This window comes from Glycomyces sp. NPDC047010, from assembly GCF_040644205.1.
In the GTDB taxonomy this organism is placed as follows: domain Bacteria; phylum Actinomycetota; class Actinomycetes; order Mycobacteriales; family Micromonosporaceae; genus Glycomyces.
This window is the reverse complement of sequence record NZ_JBEYVY010000012.1, coordinates 87,532-109,107: the sequence shown is the minus strand read 5'-3', so window position 1 is coordinate 109,107 and position 21,576 is coordinate 87,532. Positions and strand designations below refer to the sequence as shown.

Below are 21,576 nucleotides of genomic sequence, written 5' to 3'. Positions count from 1 at the left end.
ATTCGTCAGATTCTATCGCGGGCCCACCATCGGGTCCGAGGCCGACATCTCGGCAGGCCCGGAGGCCCCTTCCCACGGACCGGAACACGCTTGCACCGGACGCCGCTGCCGGAGGGCGTGACCCGGAACGCGCCGTACGATAGAGAGGCCATGGCCTATCTCGATCACGCCGCCACAACGCCGATGCTCCCCCAAGCGCTCGACGCCTACGTGCGCACCGCCCAGTCCCTCGGGAACGCCTCCTCCCTCCACGGCTCCGGGCGCACCGCCCGCCGCACCGTCGAGGAGGCCCGCGAACGCATCGCGGAGGCCCTCGGCGCCAAACCCGGGGAGGTGATCTTCACCGGCTCCGGCACGGAGGCCGACAACCTCGCCGTCAAAGGCATTCACTGGGCCCGCCGCGCCGACGGCCGCAACCGGGTCGTCACCACCGCGATCGAGCACCACGCCGTCGCCGACGCCGTCGCCTGGCTCGGCGACCACGAGAAGGCCGACGTCACCGAGCTGCCGGTGGACGCGATCGGCCGCATCGACAGGGCCGCGCTGGCCGCGCTCCTCGACGAGCGCGCCGCCGAGATCACCGTCATCACCTGCATGTGGGCCAACAACGAGGTCGGCACCGTGCAGCCGATCGCCGAGTTCGCCGCGCTCGCCGCCGCCCACGGCATCCCCGTCCACACCGACGCCATCCAGGCCGTGGGCCACGTCCCCGTCGACTTCGCCGCCTCCGGCGCCGCAGCCCTGACGCTCTCGGGCCACAAGCTCGGCGGCCCCACCGGGACCGGCGCGCTGCTGCTGCGCCGCGACGTGACCGCCGTGCCGCTCCTCCACGGCGGCGGCCAGGAGCGCGAGATCCGCTCCGGGACCCTCGACGTGCCCGGCATCGCCGCGCTCGCCGAGGCGGTCGCCCACGCCGTGCGCGCCCGCGAGGCCGAGGCCGAGCGGCTCGCGCTGCTGCGCGACGACCTCGTGGCCCGCATCCGCGAGGCCGTCCCCGACGCTGTCTACAACGGCGACCCCGTCGACCGCCTCCCCGGCAACGCGCACCTGTCGTTCCCCGGCTGCGAGGGCGACGCGCTCCTGATGCTCCTCGACGCCGCCGGTGTCGAATGCGCCACAGGCTCCGCGTGCTCCGCGGGCATCGCGCAGCCCTCCCACGTGCTGCTCGCGATGGGCGCCGACCCCGACGACGCCCGCTCCTCCCTGCGGTTCACGCTCGGCTGGCCGACCACGAAGGCCGACGTCGACGCCCTCGTGGCCGCCCTCCCCGAGGCCGTCCGCCGCGCCAAGACCGCCGGGCTCACGTAGCTAGCATGGAAGGCGTGAAACTGCGAGTACTGGCCGCCATGAGCGGCGGAGTCGACTCGGCCGTGGCCGCGGCCCGCGCCGTCGAGGCCGGGCACGACGTCACCGGCGTCCACCTGGCGCTGTCGAAGAACCCCCAGACCTACCGGACCGGGGCCCGCGGCTGCTGCACCATCGAGGACTCCCGCGACGCGCGCCGCGCCGCCGACGTCATCGGCATCCCCTTCTACGTGTGGGACATGGCCGAGCGCTTCCACGAGGACGTCGTGGAGGACTTCTACAGCGAGTACGCGGCCGGGCGCACCCCGAACCCGTGCCTGCGCTGCAACGAGAAGATCAAGTTCGCGGCCGTCCTCGACCGCGCCATGGCCCTCGGCTTCGACGCCGTCGCCACCGGCCACTACGCCCGCAAGGGCGACGACGGGCTCCTGCGCCGCGCCGTGGACCCCGGCAAGGACCAGTCGTACGTGCTCGCCGTGCTCACCCCCGCGCAGCTCGCCCACTCGATGTTCCCCCTCGGCGACACCCCGAAGGACCTCGTGCGCGTCGAGGCCGAGACCCGCGGCCTCGCCGTCGCCCGCAAGCCCGACAGCCACGACATTTGCTTCATCGCCGACGGCGACACCGCCGGGTTCCTGAAGAACAAGCTCGGCAGCGCCACCGGCGACATCGTCGACCAGGCCACCGGCGAGGTCCTCGGCAGCCACGACGGCTCCCACCAGTTCACCGTCGGCCAGCGCCACGGTCTGGGCCTCAAGCGGCCCGCCGCCGACGGCAAGCCCCGCTACGTCCTCTCCATCACGCCGGTCGACAACCGCGTCGAGGTCGGCCCCCGCGAGGCCCTGCGCGTCGACCGCATCCGCACCGGCACGCCCGTGTGGCTCGCCGCGGAGCGCACCGGCTCGTTCGAGGCCGAGATCCAGCTCCGCGCCCACGGCGAGGTCTACCCGGCCACGGTCACCGCGGAGGACGGTGGCCTGACCGCGCGCCTGCACAAGCCCGCGTTCGGCGTCGCCGCCGGCCAGGCCCTCGTCGTCTACGACCCCGATGCGGCCGAAGGTGACGCGGTGCTCGCGTCCGGCACGATCGACGCCTCAGAATCGCTTGAGGCGGCCGGTGTCTGAGGAACTGTCCGGCGCGCTCCCCACCGGGGTCGCCACGGGGATCGGCTCCCTGCCCGGGACCGACATCGCCGAGGCCGTCAACGTCGTCTTCGGGGAGCTCCCCGAATGGCCCTACCTGCCGGAGCTGCCGAACCGCGGCCTCGGCGCCGACATGATCGGCCGCGGCGCCACGCTCCTCGCGGGGCTGCCCGTCCAGTGGTGGGGCTTCCGCTGGGAGATCGCCGACCTGCCCGGCATCGACGCGCGCCGCGCCGCCGACTTCCTCGAACGCGACCTCGACGCGCTCCACGAGGTCAACGCCCACGGCCCTGTCCGCCTGACCGCGGTCGGCCCGTTCACGCTCGCCGCGAACCTGTGGCGCCGCACGGGCGGCGCGATGCTCGCCGACCCCGGCGCGGTCGCCGACCTCACTGCATCGCTCGCCGAGGGCCTGCGCGGCTACGTCGCGGCCGCTCAGGCGCGGATGCCCAAGGCCGAGTTGTCGATCCAGTTGGACGAGCCGAGCCTGCCCGCGGCGCTGGCCGCGCGGATCAACACCGAGTCCGGGCTGGACTTCTACCGGCGCGTGCCGGTCGAGGTGGCCCGGGACCGGATCAGGGAGGTGGCCGACGCGGTCGGCGTGCCGCTCGTGGTCCACTGCTGCGCCCCTGACGCGCCGGTCGAGCTGCTGCAAGAGGCTGGGGCGCAAGCGGTCTCGATCGACTTGACGTCCTTCGGCCTCGACGACGTGCCGCGCCTCGACGCCCTGGGGGAGTACCTCGACGGCGGCGGGATGCTCATCGCGGGCGTCGTCCCGCCGCTCGGGCAGGAGCGCCCGGACGTCGACAAGGCCGCCGCCGACCGCGTCCAGGCGCTGTGGAGCCGTCTCGGGTTCGCGCCCGAGCAGCTCGCGCGCCAGGTCAGCGTCTCCACGACGTGCGGCATGGCCGGGGCCAGCCCCGCCTACGCGCGCTTCGCGATGGAGGCGAGCCGCGAGGCCGCCAAGCGCCTCCACGGCTAGCGCCCGGCACTTACTTTCCTATGCCGCCGGGCGGCACGTCGCCGGTGCGCTCGTGCCACTCCTTCGTCGTGTTCAAGTGCGGGAACGGCGTCACGGGCACCGGCAGGCCGAGCGCCGCGCACAGCGGCTCCCAGCCCGCGCCGGTCGTGAACTCCACCAGCCGGTCCGCGGGGACGACCTCCCGGACCCGCTCGTGGTACCGCTCGTAGGCCGCGGCGACCGCGTCCCGGTCGGTGCGCGGCGCGCCGGGGAACGTCTTCTCCCACAGCGCGGCGATCATCGCCGTCCACTCCGGGGTCGCGAACCCGTCGGAGTCCATGCCGGTGAAGATCGTGTCGTTGCAGCTGCGCCACCACGTGTCGAACGAGTCGCGGCGCGAGAGCACCACCACCGCGTCCGGGTACGCCTCGGCGAGTTCGGCGTAGAACGCCGACGCGGGCCAGTCCACGGCCGCCGCGTACCCGCCGAGCAGCCCGTCCCAGTCGGACGGGCCGCCCTCGGCGGCCGCGAGGAACCCCGCCGGGTGGGTGTCCACGTGGGCGAACACCTCCGACATGTGGTGGCACGGCGCGCCGAGGAGCGTCTCCAGGGCGTGCTTGAGGGTCATCGTCCCGGTGCGCGGCAGGCCCGCGCCGATCACTCGGAGCATGGGACGAAACTAACCGGACATGTTACGCGCGTGCAAACTCAGTGCGCGAAACGTCCAGACCGGACCCGGGTCTAACCGCGTTCCAGGTACAGCTCCCAGGACTGGTAGGCCAGGTCCGCGGCGACCTCCTTGGCGGCGTCGTCCACGGGCGCGGCGGACATGCTCACCACGATCACGAGCTCGTCGAGCGCCGTCGCGTACTCCAGGCTCTCGCCGCCGATCACGGTCGTGAAGCCCGCGGAGGTCTCGCTCTCGAACGGCGCGACCTCGTACAGCGGGTCGGCCTCCCGCTCGGCCTGCATGGCCTGCACGCCGCCGACGGCGTCCGCGGCCGCGGGCCACCGGTACGTCTCGATCATCAGGTACTTGGAGCCCGGCCCGTAGTAGCCGCAGTGCAGGACCCGGTCGCCTTCGCCCGCGGCCGGGTCGAGGTCCTCCGCGTACTGCGACGGGTCGTCGGGCACCAGGCCGCGGTCGCCGGTCGCCGAGGTCCCGAACAGCCCGGTCGCCTCGTTGAGGCCGTACTCGGCGCAGGTGTCCCAGTGCCAGAACCCGTCCGGGTCCGCGTTCGGCTGGGTCATGTCGATCTCGGGGGCCTCGGTCGCGGTCCCGCGGTACTCGCTGGTGCAGAACGGCTCCGGCTCATCCGCGTCCTTCGCGGCCTCGACCGCGCGCTGGTAGCCCCAGTTCCACGCCATGACGTCCCGGTCGCCCTCGAACTCGCCGGAGCCGAGCAGGCAGTCGCGGTCCTCCTCGTCCAGGCCCGCGAGCTCCGGGGCGGCGTCGGCCGAGAGTCCGTCCAGATAAGACATGTCCAGTTCGTGGTCGTGGTCGATGTTGTACCGCGCGATGAGCGCGTCGGGGTTGACGGCCGCCAGCCCCAGGAGCGCGACGGCGCCCGAGGCGAGCACGGCCCGCGGCAGCCACGCCGCGCGGAGCTTCCAGCAGCCGACCAGGACCATCGCGAACAGGACCGCGAGCCAGAACTCCACGGTGAAGATCCAGATGCGCAGGCGGGTCAGCCCGTACGTCTCGGTGTACGTGTACATCCGGTACGTCGCCGAGGCCACGACCGCCATCGACATGAGCGCGAGCAGGCCCAGCAGCACCCGGACCGTCCACCGGTCGGCCTTCGAGCGCTTCGGCGCCAGCCACGCGGCGAGCGCGATGAGCGCCAGCGACAGTACCGCGACGACGCTCAGCTGCCAGAAGCCGTGCCGCGCGTACTCCGCGAACGTCAGCCCGGCCGTGTCCATCACGTACGCCTCGCCGCCGAAGTACACGCGCAGCTGCACCGCGATGAACGCCGCGAACAGGAGGTTCAACGCCCCCAAGGGGATCGCCAGCTCGAACCGCGACACCGTGCGGTGCTCCGACTCGCCCTCGGCGTCCCAGCGCGGTCGCGCCGCCGCCGTGTACGCCCACACCAGGACCAGCGGGACCAGGATCGCCGCGAGCAGCAGCCGCAGGAACACCTCCACCGGGTTCAGGTCCGGGAGGAGCCGCGCCACCAGGTCCGCGAACGTCGAGTCCGCGGCGGCGAACAGGCCGCCGAAGACCAGCAGCAGCGCCACGGTGATGCCCGCGGTCCACGCGACGCGCACGGTCCCCGGGTTCCGGGAGTCCCGCTCGGTCGCGCCGCGCCGGGCCCACTTGAACGACTCCGCGATGCCTTCGAGCCACGCCATGCACACCGCCAGCGCGGTGCCGCCGATGCGCCGCTGCGGCGCCAGGACCAGCGGTGTCAGCGCGAACGCCGCGAGCGCGCACAGGGCCACGACCCAGCCCGCGTCCCGCACCGCCGCGACCGCCCACAGCAGCGCCACCAGGACCGCGCCGGGCAGCCGCGGGACGATGTCCCCGCCCGACGTCAGGAGCGGCACCGCGACCAGCGCGATCCCGTTGAGCGCCAAGCCGATCCCGACACCGCCGCCGGGGAACGCCGCCCACGCGCCGAACAGCGCCACGGCGAACACGAGGATCACCGTGGCCTGCGAGGCGCTCAGGTGCGGCCGGTGCCAGCGCGGGTTCGGGAGGATCATCCGCGGCGGCGGGGGAGGGGCCGCGTAGTACGGCTGCTGGTACGGGGCGCCGCGGTGCTGGTGCGGCATCTGCGGCGGCGGGGCCGGGACCGGTGCGCCCTGCTGGACCGGGGCGGCCTGCGGCGGCGGCGCGGGCGCCTCGGCCTGCTCCTGCGGCGGTGTCGGCGTCTCTGCGGGCGCCTCGGGCGCTGCGGCGGGGGAGTCGCCGGAGGCCGGATCTTCCTGCGGCGCAGGGGCGCCTTCGGGTTCGCTCATGATCGAGACCCTTCCGTCTGAGGAGATCCCCGAGGGTAGCGGAGGCCCGCCGCCCGGAGATCCCTTGTAGAACTGCGGGCCAGGGGGCCCGCATGTAACACCCCGCAGGGGCCCGTTCTGACGCATCCCGTGAGCAGCCCCACTCCATGCAACCTTGTGGTTCACTGAGGGCGTGGACGCACACGGCGGTGAAGAGATCGGCTCGATCGGCAACCGGCTCAACTGGCTCCGCGCCGGGGTCCTCGGCGCGAACGACGGCATCGTGTCGACCGCGGGCATCGTCATCGGCGTCGCGGGCGCCACCGCCGACCGCTCCACGATCCTCGTCTCCGGCGTCGCCGGGCTCGTCGCAGGCGCGTTCTCCATGGCCGGAGGCGAGTACACCTCGGTCTCCACCCAGCGCGACACCGAGGCGACCCTCGTGGCCGCCGAGCGGCGCGAACTCGACCAGGACCCGCAGGCCGCCGAGGACGAACTCGCCGAGAACCTGGAGCGCCGCGGCCTCACCGCCGCGACCGCCCGCACCGCCGCCCGGGAGCTCTCCGCCCGCAACCCGCTGCGCGCCCACGCCGCCGTCGAGCTCGGCCTCGACCCCGACGACCTCACCAACCCGTGGCACGCCGCGATCTCCTCGTTCATCAGCTTCACGTGCGGCGCGCTGCTGCCGCTCCTGGCGATCACGCTGCTGCCCGGCGGCGTCCGGGTCTGGGGCTGCGCCCTCGCCGTGGTCGCCGCGCTGGCCGTCACCGGCTGGACCTCCGCGACCCTCGGCGGCGCCCCGAGGCGCCCGGCGATGCTCCGCATCATGTCCGTGGGCGCGGCGACGATGGTCGTCACGTACGCGGTCGGCTCCCTCTTCGACGTCGCCGCGTAGCGGGTCCTAGAGCCAGCTGGCGCGCTTGAAGACCACCCACAGGACGGTCGCGGAGACGACCATGAGGCCCAGTGCCATCGGGTAGCCGAGGGTCCACGACAGCTCCGGCATGTGGGTGAAGTTCATGCCGTAGATGGTGCCGACCAGGCCGGGCGCGAACAGGATCGCGGCCCAGGAGCTGATCTTCTTGACCTGGTCGCCCTGCTCGTGGGTCTGGGCGGCGAGTTCGCGCATCTCCTCGTTCTGGGCCTGCGTCACGAGCGTGGAGTGGACGGTGAGGGCGTTCTGGAGGAGGGCCCGGAAGGTGTCGGCGCGCTCGACGGTCTTGTAGACGTTGTCGAGGACGTCGCGCATGTCGCGGCGCAGCTCCAGGTCCACGGCGTACTTGTCGTAGCCCGCTTCGAGGGACTTGAGGACGGTGACGAGCGGGTGGGTGGCCCGCTGGAACGCCATGGCCTCGCGGAACAGCTCGTAGATGCGGCGGGTGACGGCCGCGTCGCCGGAGAACATGGCCTCCTCGATCTCGTCGATGTCGTTCTCCATGCCCGCCATGACGGGACGGTATCCGCGCACCACCTCGTCCATGACCACGTACAGGACCGCCTGGGGCCCGAACGCGCACAGCTCCGGCTCGCGTTCGAGGCGCCCGCGCACCTGGGACAGGTCGGGGGACTCGGCGTGGCGGATGGTGATCGCGAAGTTCGGGCCGATGAACAGGTGGACCTCCCCGAACTCGACCTCCTCGGGGCCGTCGAGGTACCGGGCGGCGCGCAGGACCACGAAGAGGGTGTCGCCGTAGCGCTCCAGCTTGGGGCGCTGGTGGCCGGCGGTGGCGTCCTGGACGGCGAGGTGGTGGAGCTCGAACTCCTCGGCGACCGCCCGGAGCTCTTCGGCAGTGGGCCGGTACAGCCCGATCCACGCGAATCCGCCGTGCTCGTGCAGGTCCTCGAACGTGTCCTCAAGGGACACGTGGTGGGTCTCGCGGACGCCTTTGCGGTAGATGGCGCTGTCGACGATCGGCATGCGGCCAGTCTAGGGTCGGGCCGCCGTGCCGCCGAGGGCTCGTGAGGCCCCATCACATCAATTCGGCGTCAAGATTCCCCGGTCAGGTGCGACACGGGCATCGTCAGGTACCGGTCGAGCGTCGGCCCGATCGTCGCGGCCAGCTCCGCCTCGCTGAGCGAGGCGATCGGCTCCAGCTTCAGGATGTACCGGGCCACGACCAGGCCGAAGACCTGCGAGGCGATGAAGTTCGCGCGCACGGGGATGTGGTCGACCTGGTCGCCGAGGGTCGCCTCCACGGTCTTCACGATCCGGTGCTCGAACAGCTGCTTGAGCACGAACGACATCGCGGGCTTCGACAGGCTGGTGCGGACCACCGCGAGGAGCTTCTCGTGGTGCGGGCCGTCCCAGATCGTCACGAACGCGTGCATGAGCCGCCCGCCCGCGCCCTCGACCGAGCCGTCCCTGAGGACCGCCTCGACCTCGGGGGCCGGGTCGAACGGGATCTCGATGGCGGCCATGAACAGCTCGTCCTTGGACCCGAAGTAGTGGTGGATCAGGGACGGGTCCACGCCCGCCTCGCCCGCGATGCGCCGCATCGACACCGACTCGAAGCCCTCGTCGGCGAACAGGCGCCGGGCGGCGCCCAGGATCTCCGACCTGGTGTCGGGGTTCCCGGTGCGCCGTCCGGTCCGCTTCGCTCTCGCCACGGGACGACCTTAGTCGGTCCGCCGCCTGAGCGTCGCGGCTCCGAGCACGGTTGCGACGACCACCGCACCGAGCACGACCGCGAGGTCCGCCCACATGTCCGAGGTGACCTCGGTGTGCGCCTGCACTTCGGCGAGCGCCTTGACCGCGTAGGTGAGCGGCAGCGCGTCGGAGACGCCCTGGAGCCACCCGGCCATCTGGTCGGCGGGCCAGATCAGCCCGCACAGGAACAGCTGCGGCACCACGAACACGGGCATGAACTGGATCGCCTGGAACTCGGTGGTCGCGAACGCGGACACGAACAGCCCCAACGCCATCCCGAACAGCGAGGTGACGATGCAGATGAGGAACACCGCCCACACCGGCCCGGCCGTGTCGAGCCCGAGGAACACGAACGCGACCGTGGCGGCGACGGCCGTCTGCGTCGCGGCCGCCGTCCCGAACGCGAGCGCGTAGCCCACGACCAGGTCGAGCTTCCCGGTCGGGGTGGTCATGAGCCGCTCCAGGGTCCCGCCGGTGCGCTCGCGCAGCAGCGTGATCGAGGTGATCATGAACATGAGCATGAAGGGGAACGCGGCCAGGAGGATCAGGCCGGTCTGGTCGAACACCTGCGGCGCGTCGTCCATGATGGCGCTGATCAGGGCGATGATGAGGGCGGGCACGGCGAGGATGAGCCCGACCGTGCGGTGGTCGTTGAGGAGCTGGCGCAGGATGCGCCCGGCGGTGATGAACGTGATCCGAAGCGACATCTCAGTGCGCCCCTTCGAGTTCGCGGATGAGGTGGAGGAACGCCGCTTCGAGGTTCGCGGTCCCGGTGGACTCGCGCAGCGCGGCGGGGGTGTCGTCGGCGATGAACGCGCCCTCGCGCAGCAGCAGGAGCCGGTCGCAGCGGTCGGCCTCGTCCATGACGTGGCTGGACACCAGGAGGGTCGCGCCGCCCGCGGCGAGCGCCCGGAACTGGTCCCACAGCTCCTCGCGGATGACCGGGTCGAGCCCGACGGTCGGCTCGTCGAGGACGAGCACCTCCGGCTCGATGACGAGCGCGCACGCGAGGGAGGTGCGGGTCTTCTGGCCGCCGGAGAGGTTCCCGGCGAGCTTGTCGGCGTGGTCGCCCATGCCGACGCGTTCGATGGCGCGCATGGCCTCGTTCCGGTCGCGCCCGTAGAGTGCGGCGAAGTAGGCGACGTTGGCCTTGACGGACAGGTCCCGGTAGATCGAGGCGTCCTGCGTCACGTACGCGACGCGCCCGCGCAGGGGCTTGGCGCCCGCGGGCTCGCCGAGGACGGTCACGGTGCCGCCCTTGACCTTCTGGGTGCCGACGACGGCCCTGATGAACGTGGTCTTGCCCGAGCCCGAGGGGCCGAGCAGGCCGGTGACGGTCCCGGCGGCGATCTCCGTGGAGACGCCCCTCAGGACGGGTTTCCTGCCGCGGTCGACCACCAGGTCGGCGACGGCTATCGCGGGGGTGGGCGGCATCGGAGCCTCCAAGTAATTCAACGAGTGATGAATTCACCGTAGCACGGGAATTCATCGGATGGTGAAATGCTACGCCCCGAACCGCCCCCAGGGGACGCGAAAAGACCGGCCCCGCGGTCATCACCGCGGGGCCGGCCCTATCGGAGGGTCAAGACTTCGCTAGAGCACGCCCTGCTCCCAGGGGCCCCAGATCGCCACCGTGCGGCCCGGCTCCGCCCGGTCGCCGCGGGCGCGCCCGCGCAGGTTCGCGAACAGCACCTTCCCGTCGGGGGAGAACGTCGGCCCGCACCACTCGGCCGCGCCGTCGTGCGCCGCCAGGTCGAGGACCTCGCCCTCGCCCGTCAGGCCCCGCAGCGCGGGCGCCTCGCGCGCCCCCTCGCACAGCACCAGGCCCTGCCCCGGGGACACCGCGATCCCGCCCGGGAACGGCAGCAGCGACGCGTCGGGGGACTCGAATACCAGCTTGACGGTGCCGCCGCGCTGGCCGCGCGGGCGGAACTCCCACAGCTGGCCCTCGCCCTCGTCGCCGCCTGAGACCGACGCGGCGTACACCGCGCCGTCCGCGTAGAAGCACTCCTGGAGCCGCCCGAACACGGCCGCGCCCTTCGCCCAGCCCTGGTCGAACACCGCGAACGGGTCGCCCTCGGCCCCCGAGGGGTCGGGCTCGTCCACGTCCACCCACTCGACGTACGCGGTGCGCCCGGCCCGGCGGCCGGTCCGCGTGTCGCGGTTCCACTCGTCCGCGAACTTGAGCATCTGGAGCTGCCCGCCCTCGGCCGGGCGGCCCGGCACGTTCGGCAGGAACCGGTAGAACCCGGCCGTGGCCTGGTCCTCCGTCAGGTACACCGCGCCGGTCCGCGGGTCCACCGCGGCCCCGCCGTGCACGAAGCGGCCCATGCCTTTGAGCGGCACCGGCTCCGACTCCTCGTCGGCCCCGGCCGCGACCTCGAAGACGTACCCGTGCGCGGCCTCCCAGCCCGCACCCGTCCCCGACGTCGTCTCCTCGCACGCGAGCCACGAGCCCCACGGGGCCGGCCCGCCGGAGCGGCTCGCCACGGCCCCCGACAGCGACTGCCGCGACCCCTCCAGGGCGAACACGCCGTCCTTCCAGGACACCGCGAGCGTCGTCGTCCCGCCCGACGCGAGCGCGTCGTACCGGTGCTTCGCCTCGCCCGCAGCGGGCTCCGGGACGCCGCGCACGCCGTGGCCGCGCACCAGCCGCCACTCGCCGCGCGTTCCCGTCGCGAAGCACGCGAGGCCGCCGTGCCCCGGAGGCACCGCGCCGCCGTCGTCCATCGGTGCGCCCGCGACCGAGAACACCGCGAAGTCGAAGCCCTCAGGGAGCCTGAGCGTCTGCGAGAAGCCCGATGCCTCATCGAGGCGGGTCAGGTCGCGCAGCGGCCCGTAGCCGCCGTTTCCGGGCGCAGTACGCGCCCGCAGGCCGTCCTCGGCGCGCGCGGCCCGGGCCGCGAGGCCCGCCACCGCGGCGGACGCGAAGCCCCCGTCCGCGGCGCCGCGGCGCAGGAAGCTGCGGCGGTTGGAACCTTGAAGAGTCACCAAGACCTGGGCTCCTTCGTGAGGACGGGGCGGGGGCGGGCGGGAAGTACGGGGCTGATTCTCACGGCCCAAAGGGTGTGGAAGGCAATCAGCACGTGAACGGAAAGTGACCGGTTGCATAAGGCTTCGACCTCCGCGAAACGTCGGACCCTGCTGACACAATGGGGCCGTGAGCACGACTGACGCGAACCAGGACTTCGAGAGCGCCCGCGCCCGGCACGAGGCGCTCGCCGACGAGATCACCGAGCACCGGCGCCGGTACTACACCGAGGAGCCGATCGTCTCCGACAGCCAGTTCGACGAGCTCATGCACGAACTCGTCGACCTGGAGACGGCCTTCCCCGAGCTGAAGACCGCCGACTCGCCGTCCGAGATCGTCGGCACCTTCTCCGAGGCGTTCACGCCCGTCGTCCACCTGGAGAAGATGCTCAGCCTCCAGGACGTCTTCAGCCTCGAAGAGGTCCAGACCTGGGCCGACCGCATCACCGCCGAGGTCCCCGGCGAGCGGTACCTCTGCGAGGTCAAGATCGACGGCCTCGCCGTCGACCTCGTCTACGAGGCCGGCCGCCTCACCCGCGCCGCCACCCGCGGCGACGGCGTCACCGGCGAGGACGTCACCGCGAACGTCCTCACCATCGCCGCCGTCCCCCAGCGGCTCACCGCCGCAGACGGCTTCCCCGTCCCCGACCTCCTCGAAGTCCGCGGCGAGGTCTACTTCCCGAGCGCCGACTTCGAGCGCCTCAACGAGTCCCAGGTCGCCGCCGGGAAGGCCCCCTTCGCCAACCCGCGCAACGCCGCCGCCGGGTCCCTGCGCCAGAAGGACGCGACCAAGACCGCCGAGCGGCCCCTCTCGTTCATCGCCCACGGCCTCGGCGCCCTCCAGGGCTTCGAGCCCGACTCCCAGTCCCACTCCTACGCCGCGCTCGACGCGTGGGGCCTGCCGACCAGCCCGTACTGGCGCGTCGTCCCCACCATCGACGAGGCGTTCGCGTACATCGACGAGTTCGGCGGCAAGCGCCACAAGCTCGTCCACGAGATCGACGGCATCGTCGTCAAGATCGACGACATCGGCGTCCAGCGCCGCCTCGGCGCCACCAGCCGCACCCCCCGCTGGGCCGTCGCGTTCAAGTTCCCGCCCGAGGAGGTCAACACCCGCCTCCTCGACATCAAGGTCTCCATCGGCCGCACCGGCCGCGCCACCCCCTACGCGGTCCTCGACCCGGTCCGCGTCGCCGGGTCCGAGGTCGAGTTCGCGACCCTCCACAACGCCGACCAGGTCAAGGCCAAGGGCGTCCTCATCGGCGACATCGTCGTGGTCCGCAAGGCCGGGGACGTCATCCCCGAGATCGTCGCGCCCGTCGTCCCCGCCCGCACCGGCGACGAGACCGAGTTCGCCATGCCCGAGCGCTGCCCCGAGTGCGACTCCGTGCTCGCGCCCGCCGCCGAGGGCGACATCGACCTGCGCTGCCCCAACGCCCGCTCCTGCCCCGGGCAACTGCGCGAGCGCCTCGCGTTCGCCACGGGCCGCTCCTGCTTCGACGTGGACCGCATGGGCTACATCGCCTGCGCGGCCCTCGTGCAGCCCCTCGACGCGGCCCCCGTCCTCGCCGACGAGGGCGGCGTCTTCGACCTCAAGATGGACGCGCTGCTGCCGATCCGCGTCGTCGTCCGCGACCCCGACTCCGGGCTCCCCAAGATCGACGAGAAGACCGGCGAGCAGAAGGTCGTCACCCCCTTCGCCCGCCAGCCCGACAAGAAGACCGGCGAGGTCCTCCCGCGCAAGAACGCCGAGGAGATGCTCCAGAACCTGGAGACCGCCAAGTCCCAGCCGCTGTGGCGCGTCGTCAACGCCCTCTCGATCCGCCACGTCGGCCCCGTCTCCGCGCAGGCCCTCGCCGAGCACTTCCGCGACCTCGACCTGATCGCCGCCGCCGACGAGGAGGAGATGGCCGCCGTCGACGGCGTCGGCCCGACCATCGCCGCCGCCATCAAGGACTGGTTCGCCGTCGACTGGCACCGCGACATCGTCGAGCGCTGGCGCGCGGCGGGCGTGCGGATGCAGGACGAGGCCCCGGACCCCTCCGAGGCGCTCCCGCAGACCCTCGAAGGCGTCACGGTCGTCATCACCGGCGGCATCGACGGCTACACCCGCGAGGGCGCCGCCGCGGCCGTCAAAGCGCGCGGCGGGAAGCCCTCGTCCTCGGTCTCGAAGAAGACCGGCGCGGTCGTCGCGGGCGACAAGCCGGGCTCGAAATACGACAAAGCAGTCCAACTCGGTGTCACCGTGGTGCAGGGGGAGGACTTCGACCGGCTCCTGGAGCACGGCGTCGGCGAATTTTCCTCGCAGTCCGAGGATTCCGGCGACGAGAACGAACCGGAATGATCACAACTCGGTAACGATCCGTATTCCAGTCGGGGGGGATGCTCGTTAGAACCAGGCAGAGTCATCTCGTGGAAGCTTGCCCCTCGCCGCGTGCGCGGCGCGGACCGGTCCGCCCCAAGGGGCCGCCGGGTCCGAAATCGACCGCGGGGTACCCTGCCGCCGACGTGCGGATAACGGTTTCTGTCACGGACATGTCGCGCCTGGTCACAAGTGTGCCGCATGTGCCCCCAGCGTTGTCTGGGAGCGAAAATCGCGATATGACAGAGGAGTCGGCCACGACCGGGCCGCGGTGATTCTGGCGCGTCGCCTCGGAACGGTGTGGCAGTGGGAGGAGCGATATGGCCACGACGCTCATGCGCAACACTGCGCCTAGAGAGCATCCAGGCCGGTACTACGGCTTCACGTCGGCGGTCGCCGTACTGGCGATCGTCGGCGCCGGGTTCACCGCCGTGCGCGCAGGCGCGTTCGACGGCGGTGCCTTCGACGTGCCCTTCGCGTTCTGGCTGACCGCCGGACTCGCCGTCATCGCCGAGCTCCGCCCCACCCGCTGGGGCGGCCTGTGGATGTCGCCGATCGCCTCGATCTACCTGGTCTACGTCCTCGCCACGATGGTCACCTGGGGCTTCCTCCCGGCCCTGATCGCGCAGACCGCGGCGATGTCGCTCCTGGTCGCGCAGATCCACGCCTCCGGCTGGCGCATGGTCTTCAACCTCTCGCAGCAGGGCCTCGCCCTGTGCGTGGCCTGGTTCGTGTGGGACGCGATCGCGGGCGGCACCACCTGGAACGGCGACGCGATCGAACTCGTCGGCGTGTTCGCCGCCGGCACCTGCTGGATGCTCACGTCCACGGCCCTGGTCGCGGGCCGGCAGAGCCTGCGCACCGGCAGACCCTGGAGGGAACTGGCCTTGGACTGGCTCAAGAGCGAATGGGCCCTGCGGGCCACCCAGATCGCCATCGCGCCGATCCTGGCGACCGCCGCGATGTCCTCCTGGTGGCTCGTCGCCGCCTCGGCCATCCCGATCTTCAGCGTCTACCGCATCCTCCAGACCGCCGCCGACCGCGAGCGCGAGGCCGACCACGACCCGCTCACGGGCCTGCTCAACCGCAAGGGCTTCCAGGAGGTCGTGGACGGCAAGCTCGCCGACGCCGCCGAGACCAAGACCGCCGTCGCGGTGCTCATCCTCGACCTCGACCGGTTCGCCGACGTCAACTCCGCGCTCGGCCACGAGGTCGGCGACCAGCTCCTCGTCGAGCTCGCGAAGCGCTTCACGACCGACAAGCCGCCCGGGAAGGAGATCGCCCACCTCGGCGGCGACGAGTTCGCGTTCGTGTGGTCCGAGATCGACGGCATGACCGACCCGATGGAGTGCGCCCGCGAGATCCGCGCCCGCCTCGACGCGCCGATCGTCCTCGCCGACGTCAGTATCGAAGTGGACGGCTCGGTGGGCGTCGCGGTCTTCCCCGACGACGGCGCCGACTTCCAGACCCTGTTCCGCCACGCCGACATCGCGATGTACGAGTCCAAGCAGCGCGCCGGGTCCTACACCCGCTACGGCGCCGAGTTCGACCACCACTCGCCCGAGCGCCTGCACCTCCTCGGCGACCTGCGCCGCGCCCTGGACCACCCGGACGCGCCCGGCGTGAACCTCTTCTACCAGCCGCAGGTGCGCCTCGCCGACGGCGCGGTCATCGGCGCCGAGGCCCTGCTCCGCTACAGCCACCCGGAGCGCGGCGTCGTCAACCCCGCGGAGATCATCGAGACCGCCGAGCACTCCTCGGTGATGCGGATGCTCACCGAGCGGGTCGTCGACATCGCCCTGCGCCAGCTCCGGGCCTGGAAGGAGCGCGGGTACGACCTGCGCATGGCCGTGAACGTCTCGGTCCGCGACCTCCAGTCGCCGGAGTTCACCGACTTCCTGACCGAGCGGATCGACGCCTACGGGGTGGACGCCGAGAAGCTCCAGCTGGAGATCACCGAGTCCGCGCTCATGGCCGACCCGCGGCGCGTCCTCCAGAACGTGCAGCGCCTCTCCGACCTCGGCGTGGGCATCAGCCTCGACGACTTCGGGACCGGGTTCTCCTCGATGCAGCACCTGCGGCGCCTGCCGGTCACCGAGATCAAGATCGACAAGTCGTTCGTGACCACGCTCATCGACGACCCCGACAACGCCGCGATCGTCTCCACCACGATCGACCTGGGCCGGGCCCTGGACGTCGAGGTCGTGGCCGAGGGCGTCGAGGACGAGGCCGTGCGCAAGCAGCTCGAAGGCTGGGGCTGCCACGCGGGCCAGGGCTGGCACTTCGCGAAGCCGATGAGCGCCGACGCGTTCGAGCGCTGGATGGCCGACCACCAGAAGCGCGCCTGAACCCGCCAGGGCCACAAGGGAGACCGTTCACACCGGTCGACCTGGTCGGCCGATCGCGCCGCGGTGCTCGCGGATGTCGGTCCCGTATGCGAGGCTGATTCCATGAACACCGCAGTCCAAGACGATGTGCTGGCCGAGTTCGAGCCGCACCGGCGCGAACTGTGCGCCTACGCCTACCGGATGCTCGGCTCCTCCTTCGAGGCCGAGGACGCCGTCCAGGACGCGTTCACGCGCGCCTGGAAGTCCTACGCGTCCTTCGAGGGCCGCTCCTCGCTGCGCTCGTGGCTGTACAAGATCACCACGAACGTCTGCCTCGACATGCTCAAGGGCCCCCAGCGCCGGGCCAGGCCGATGGACCTCGCCCCCGCCTCCGACGCCGGCACGCCCCTCCCGGCGCCCGAGCCCGACTACATGTGGGTCGAGCCCATCCCCGACTCGATGGCCTTCGGCGCCGACCCGGCCGCCGCGGCCGAGGCCAAGGACACGCTCCGCCTCGCGTTCGTCGCCGCCGTCCAGCACCTGCCGGCCAAGCAGCGCGCCGTCATGCTCATGCGCGAGGTCCTGCGCTTCTCCGCCGCCGAGACCGCCGAGGCCCTCCAGCTGAGCCCCGCCTCGGTCAACAGCGCCCTCCAGCGCGCCAAGGCCACCATGGAGAAGGTCAACACCGACCCCGCCGCCGACGCGCCCGCCATGGACGACGCCGACGTCCGGAAGCTCGTCGACGGCTACGTCACGGCCTTCCAGGCGTACGACATGGAGGCCCTCACGGCGCTCTGCACCCAGGACGTCAACCTCTCCATGCCGCCGTTCCCGCTGTGGGTCCAGGGCCCCGCCGGCGTCGCCGAGTTCATGCTCGGCACCGGCTCCGCCTGCCGCGACTCCCGCCTGGTCCCCGTGGGCGCCAACGGCCTCCCCGCCTTCGGCCACTACAAGCCCTCCGGCGAACCCGGCCTCTGGACCCCCTGGTCCATCACCGTCCTCGAACTCCGCGACGGCGCCATCGCCGGCCTCAACTACTTCCTCGACACCACCCGCCTCTTCCCCCTCTTCGGCCTCCCGAACGAATACCGCGAATAACCACTCCCCATCAACGACGACTGCCCGGCGCCTTCGGCGCCGGGCAGCCGTCGTCAGTTCGGGCCCGGACGGTTGAATCGGACCTGAGTTCCAAGGTAGTGTGGAACTATGTCAGCGCTCTACAAGGAGCTGCCGTTCTCGGAGCTCCTCCACCATCCCGCGGCCACCGCGGCACTGGTCGACGTCGGCCGGGCGGTTCTGCTGCGCCGCCGAGGAGCCCGGGACCTCGCACTGGTCCGGGCCGATCAGACCGAACGCGATGCAACGGTCATCGACTTCACCGCGCGGTTGCTCGCCGGCTTGATCCGGGCAGGGGAGGTCGAGACCATCAGGAAGGTGCTCCCTGAAGCGCTGCCCTGGTCCACGTTCCTGCCCGAGGGAGATCGCGACCTATTCCTTTCAGAGCTGATCGAGGTCGCTCAGGGATCGGCTTCGCTGCGCAACCTCGAACCCGTCACGGTGCTGCTGGAGCAGTGGAAGCACTCGGCCGAGGTCTATGCGGACCCCGATCTCCATACGCTTCTCACCGGTGAGCACACGGGCGACCTCGGGCCGGTGCCGATGCCGGAGGACCGGACTTGAGCCCTAAGCGCGGGGACCGGATCGCGCCCCCGCCGACCGAATCCGAATACGACCTCCGCTTCGCCGATGCCGCGGCCGTCAAGGGCTGGGCCGACCTCGAACAGCAGGCGAGCGGGAACCTGCGAAAGGCATGGGAGGACCTCCGGTCCGATCCGCGTTCGCGAGCGAACCCGGGTCGCCAGCACCGGCTGAAGGGCGCCCTGGGGCGAGGCGTCTGGAAGGGCACCGACTGCGAGCGGTGGCAGTACGAAGTGACAGGCGGCGGTCGGCTTTGGTACCTCATCGACGACGCGGCTCGCACCGTCTGGCTCGTCTACGCCGGAACCGGGCATCCTAAGGCGACCGACTGAAAGTGTGCCGACGGTCGCCCCGCACTCTGCGGGGCGGCCGTCGGCGTTTTTCGGGTTTCCTTTGTGGCTCTTATTGGTAGGGCATGTAGAAGGGCTCCCACTGGTGGCCGTCGGGGTCGACGAAGGTGCGGCCGTACATGCCCACTTCGGCCTCCTGGACCCTGCGGTCGAGGTTGGCGGTCTCCTCGGTGCCTCCGGCGAGGAGGGCGGCGTCGGTGAGGTCGTCCACCGCGTCGCGGTTCGGGAGGGCCAGGGCGTAGGCGGCGGAGGAGTACGCGACCGTGTCGGCGATGGGGCGTTCGGCGAAGGTGGTGAAGAAGTCCTTGGTGAGCAGCATGAGGCAGATGTTGGCGTCGACCACGACGCACGCGGCGTTCTCGTCGGAGAAGTCGGCGTTGACGCGCCAGCCGAGGGCGGTGTAGAAGTCCTGCGCGCGCTTCAGGTCGGCGACGGGCAGGTTCAGGAAGATCATCTTGCTCGCCATGGGCTCACGCTGCTTTCGGGTCTCAGGGCCTTGCGACTAGAGACGACGGAGTCCGCCCGGATTCATCGCCGGGGCCCGGATTCCCGCCCTGACCGCTCGCCGACCGCTCACCGCCCGTTCACCGGCGTCTCGGCGCCGGTTCGCCGCACCGCGGCGGCTTCCCGGCGACACGCCTGGCAACGGTGCTTCTCGCGGGCCCCCGAAGGCCCTAGATTCCCAGGTGACACACGTCACCGTGTCGACCCGAGCCGGTCACGACCGCGACACGCATTGCCCTTCAAGGAGGAAGGTTCGATGACCACAACCCCCGAAGACAACGGACCACCGCCCGAGGTCAGCGAAGCGGACATCGCCGCGATGCACGACGACCCGCGGTTCGTCGAGCTCAAGCGCACCCTCTTCCGCTTCACCGTCCCGGTCCTGCTCTCCGCGCTGGCCTGGTACCTCGTCTACGTGCTCCTGTCGGCCTACGCCCGCGACTTCATGGGCATCGTCCTGTTCGGCAACATCAACCTGGGCCTCATCCTGGGCCTGAGCCAGTTCGTCGTGACCTTCTACGTCACGTGGGCCTACAACCGCTTCACCGCCCGCAAGTTCGACACGCAGTCCGCCGAGCTGCGCGACGACATCATGAACGGGGGCGCGAAGTGAACACGCTCGCACAGGAGATGAGCGACTCCAACCGGATCCTCACGATCTCCCTGTTCATGGTGATGGTCCTGGTGACCATCTTCATCACCATCCAAGGCGGCCGCAAGACCAGCACCGCCACCGACTTCCACTCCGGCGGCCGCGGCTTCTCGGCATGGCAGAACGGCTTCGCCGTCGCGGGCGACTACGTCTCCGCCGCCTCGTTCCTCGGCATCGCCGGCACCATCGCCCTCTACGGCTACGACGGGTTCCTGTACTCCATCGGCTTCCTCGTCGCCTGGCTCGTGGCGCTGCTCCTCGTCGCCGAGTCCCTCCGCAACTCCGGCCGCTTCACCGTCGCCGACGCGCTCTCCTACCGCATGAAGCAGCGCCCGGTCCGCACCGCGGCCTCCATTGCGACCCTGAGCATCTCGATCTTCTACCTGCTCGCGCAGATGGTCGGCACCGGCGCGCTCGTGACGCTGCTGCTGGGCATCAAGGAGGGCGAGACCTTCCTCGGCATGGACTCGGGCGCCGCGAAGGTCGTCGGCATCGTCGTCACCGGCCTGCTCATGGTCGCGTACGTCGCGTTCGGCGGCATGAAGGGCACGACCTGGGTCCAGATCTTCCAGGCGTGCGTCAAGATCGGCCTCGCGTTCGTCCTGGCGATCCTCGTGCTCGTCCACTACAACTTCAACCTCTCGGCACTGCTCGGCGACGCCGCCAGCGTCTCCGGCCAGGGCGCGGCCTTCCTCGAACCGGGGCTGCGCTACGGGGCGGAAGTGCCAGGGGACGCCCTACAGACGCTGTGGAACAAGCTGGACCTCATCAGCCTCGGGCTGGCGCTGGTCCTGGGCACCGCGGGCCTCCCGCACGTGCTCATCCGCTTCTACACGACGCCCGACGGCAAGACCGCCCGCAAGTCCGTCAACTGGGCCATCGGCCTGATCGGCATGTTCTACCTGCTCACCCTCGTGCTCGGCTTCGGCGCCGCCGCGATGGTCGGCAAGGACGCGATCATCGCCGAGAACCCGGCCGGCAACTCGGCCGCGCCACAGCTCTCGCAGGTCATCGGCGAGGACATCGCCGGATCGACGGGCGGCGCGATCATGCTGGCGCTCATCGCCTCCGCCGCGTTCGCGGCGATCCTGTCGGTGGTCGCGGGGCTCATCATCGCCTGCTCGTCCTCGCTCGCCCACGACCTCTACAACGGGGTCTTCAAGCACGGCAAGGCCAGCGGCAAGCAGGAGATCGTCTTCGCGAAGTTCGCGGCGGTCGGCGTCGGCGCCATCGCCGTCGTCATCGCGGTCTTCGCACAGGACCTGAACGTGGCGTTCCTGGTCGCTCTCGCCTTCGCGGTGGCCGCGTCCGCGAACCTCCCGACGCTGCTGTTCAGCCTCTTCTGGAAGCGGTTCAACACCGCGGGCGCCGTCGCGGGCATCTACGGCGGCCTCATCTCCGCCATCGGTCTGGTGATCTTCTCGCCGACCTTCTCAGGCACGGAAACTTCGCTGCTCGGCGAAGGGGTCGACATCGCATGGTTCCCGCTGTCGAACCCCGGCCTGGTGTCCATCCCGCTGGGTCTCATCTGCGCCGTGGTCGGCACGTTGATGAGCTCCGAATCGAACCCCGACCGGTTCGCGTCCATGCAAGTCCGGGCGCTCACCGGCGCGGGTGCGGAGCGGGCCTCGGAACACTAGGCGGCCCCCAGG

The 21,576-nt window shown here is 71.4% G+C and carries 19 protein-coding genes; 11 read left to right on the top strand and 8 right to left on the bottom strand.

The features are described 5' to 3' along the window. Positions 1-150 precede the first annotated feature (150 nt). From AB0A65_RS22670 to AB0A65_RS22660, 3 genes are read left to right on the top strand one after another with little or no spacing between them, the layout of a single operon-like run. Positions 151-1,308: a cysteine desulfurase family protein gene (locus AB0A65_RS22670; RefSeq protein WP_359954117.1), complete on the top strand. Its 1,158-nt coding sequence runs from the start codon at positions 151-153 to the stop codon at positions 1,306-1,308. Positions 1,309-1,328: 20 nt separating this feature from the next. Further along, the gene (mnmA, locus tag AB0A65_RS22665) at positions 1,329-2,429 is read left to right on the top strand and encodes a tRNA 2-thiouridine(34) synthase MnmA (RefSeq protein WP_359954324.1); all 1,101 of its coding nucleotides are present in this window, start codon (positions 1,329-1,331) and stop codon (positions 2,427-2,429) included. Then, the gene (locus AB0A65_RS22660) at positions 2,422-3,429 is read left to right on the top strand and encodes a methionine synthase (RefSeq protein WP_359954115.1); all 1,008 of its coding nucleotides are present in this window, start codon (positions 2,422-2,424) and stop codon (positions 3,427-3,429) included. Before mnmA ends, AB0A65_RS22660 begins: the two co-directional genes overlap by 8 nt. A 10-nt stretch (positions 3,430-3,439) precedes the next feature. On the opposite strand, the gene AB0A65_RS22655 is transcribed toward AB0A65_RS22660, so the two are convergent. Continuing rightward, positions 3,440-4,078 carry a sulfotransferase family protein gene (locus AB0A65_RS22655; protein ID WP_359954113.1) on the bottom strand — a complete coding sequence of 213 codons (639 nt, stop codon included), beginning with the start codon at positions 4,076-4,078 and terminating at the stop codon, positions 3,440-3,442. A 71-nt stretch (positions 4,079-4,149) separates the two neighbouring features. Beyond that, positions 4,150-6,375: a DUF4173 domain-containing protein gene (locus tag AB0A65_RS22650; RefSeq protein ID WP_359954111.1), complete on the bottom strand. Its 2,226-nt coding sequence runs from the start codon at positions 6,373-6,375 to the stop codon at positions 4,150-4,152. A 172-nt stretch (positions 6,376-6,547) separates the two neighbouring features. On the opposite strand from AB0A65_RS22650, the gene AB0A65_RS22645 reads away from it, so the two are divergent. Beyond that, complete coding sequence (locus AB0A65_RS22645) at positions 6,548-7,249, top strand: VIT family protein (RefSeq protein WP_359954109.1); 702 nt, start codon at positions 6,548-6,550, stop codon at positions 7,247-7,249. Between the two features lie 6 nt (positions 7,250-7,255). Here AB0A65_RS22645 and AB0A65_RS22640 read toward each other — a convergent pair whose 3' ends face one another. From AB0A65_RS22640 to AB0A65_RS22620, 5 genes are all read right to left on the bottom strand, one after another. Beyond that, positions 7,256-8,272, bottom strand: a complete 1,017-nt coding sequence (locus tag AB0A65_RS22640) for a magnesium and cobalt transport protein CorA (protein WP_359954107.1) — start codon at positions 8,270-8,272, stop codon at positions 7,256-7,258. Positions 8,273-8,340: 68 nt separating this feature from the next. Next, positions 8,341-8,961 (bottom strand): TetR family transcriptional regulator, encoded by a 621-nt coding sequence (locus tag AB0A65_RS22635; protein WP_359954105.1) that lies wholly within the window; start codon positions 8,959-8,961, stop codon positions 8,341-8,343. A 9-nt stretch (positions 8,962-8,970) separates the two neighbouring features. Next, positions 8,971-9,708 (bottom strand): ABC transporter permease, encoded by a 738-nt coding sequence (locus tag AB0A65_RS22630; protein ID WP_359954103.1) that lies wholly within the window; start codon positions 9,706-9,708, stop codon positions 8,971-8,973. Between the two features lies 1 nt (position 9,709). After that, positions 9,710-10,435: an ABC transporter ATP-binding protein gene (locus AB0A65_RS22625; RefSeq protein WP_359954101.1), complete on the bottom strand. Its 726-nt coding sequence runs from the start codon at positions 10,433-10,435 to the stop codon at positions 9,710-9,712. A gap of 159 nt (positions 10,436-10,594) precedes the next feature. Beyond that, positions 10,595-11,992 carry an alkaline phosphatase PhoX gene (locus tag AB0A65_RS22620; protein ID WP_359954099.1) on the bottom strand — a complete coding sequence of 466 codons (1,398 nt, stop codon included), beginning with the start codon at positions 11,990-11,992 and terminating at the stop codon, positions 10,595-10,597. A gap of 169 nt (positions 11,993-12,161) precedes the next feature. On the opposite strand from AB0A65_RS22620, the gene ligA reads away from it, so the two are divergent. The 5 genes from ligA to AB0A65_RS22595 all read left to right on the top strand — a co-directional run bounded on the left by ligA (position 12,162) and on the right by AB0A65_RS22595 (position 18,750). Next, a complete protein-coding gene (gene ligA, locus AB0A65_RS22615; RefSeq protein ID WP_359954097.1) occupies positions 12,162-14,375 on the top strand; it encodes an NAD-dependent DNA ligase LigA in 2,214 nt (737 codons plus the stop codon). 338 nt (positions 14,376-14,713) lie between these two features. Next, positions 14,714-16,741: a bifunctional diguanylate cyclase/phosphodiesterase gene (locus AB0A65_RS22610; protein WP_359954095.1), complete on the top strand. Its 2,028-nt coding sequence runs from the start codon at positions 14,714-14,716 to the stop codon at positions 16,739-16,741. A 102-nt stretch (positions 16,742-16,843) separates the two neighbouring features. Further along, positions 16,844-17,818 carry a sigma-70 family RNA polymerase sigma factor gene (locus AB0A65_RS22605; protein WP_359954093.1) on the top strand — a complete coding sequence of 325 codons (975 nt, stop codon included), beginning with the start codon at positions 16,844-16,846 and terminating at the stop codon, positions 17,816-17,818. 108 nt (positions 17,819-17,926) lie between these two features. Next, entirely contained in the window at positions 17,927-18,400 is a 474-nt protein-coding gene (locus AB0A65_RS22600) for a hypothetical protein (protein ID WP_359954091.1), read from the top strand. Further along, positions 18,397-18,750, top strand: coding sequence for a hypothetical protein (locus tag AB0A65_RS22595; RefSeq protein ID WP_359954089.1), 354 nt, complete (start codon positions 18,397-18,399; stop codon positions 18,748-18,750). Before AB0A65_RS22600 ends, AB0A65_RS22595 begins: the two co-directional genes overlap by 4 nt. Before the next feature lie 70 nt (positions 18,751-18,820). Here AB0A65_RS22595 and AB0A65_RS22590 read toward each other — a convergent pair whose 3' ends face one another. Beyond that, positions 18,821-19,234: a VOC family protein gene (locus AB0A65_RS22590; protein ID WP_359954087.1), complete on the bottom strand. Its 414-nt coding sequence runs from the start codon at positions 19,232-19,234 to the stop codon at positions 18,821-18,823. Positions 19,235-19,528: 294 nt separating this feature from the next. Here AB0A65_RS22590 and AB0A65_RS22585 point away from each other — a divergent pair, with 294 nt between their 5' ends. Continuing rightward, on the top strand, positions 19,529-19,885 hold the full coding sequence (locus AB0A65_RS22585) for a DUF485 domain-containing protein (protein WP_359954085.1): 357 nt from the start codon (positions 19,529-19,531) through the stop codon (positions 19,883-19,885). 17 nt (positions 19,886-19,902) lie between these two features. Next, positions 19,903-21,564 (top strand): cation acetate symporter, encoded by a 1,662-nt coding sequence (locus tag AB0A65_RS22580; RefSeq protein ID WP_359954323.1) that lies wholly within the window; start codon positions 19,903-19,905, stop codon positions 21,562-21,564. The last annotated feature ends 12 nt before the right edge of the window (positions 21,565-21,576 follow it).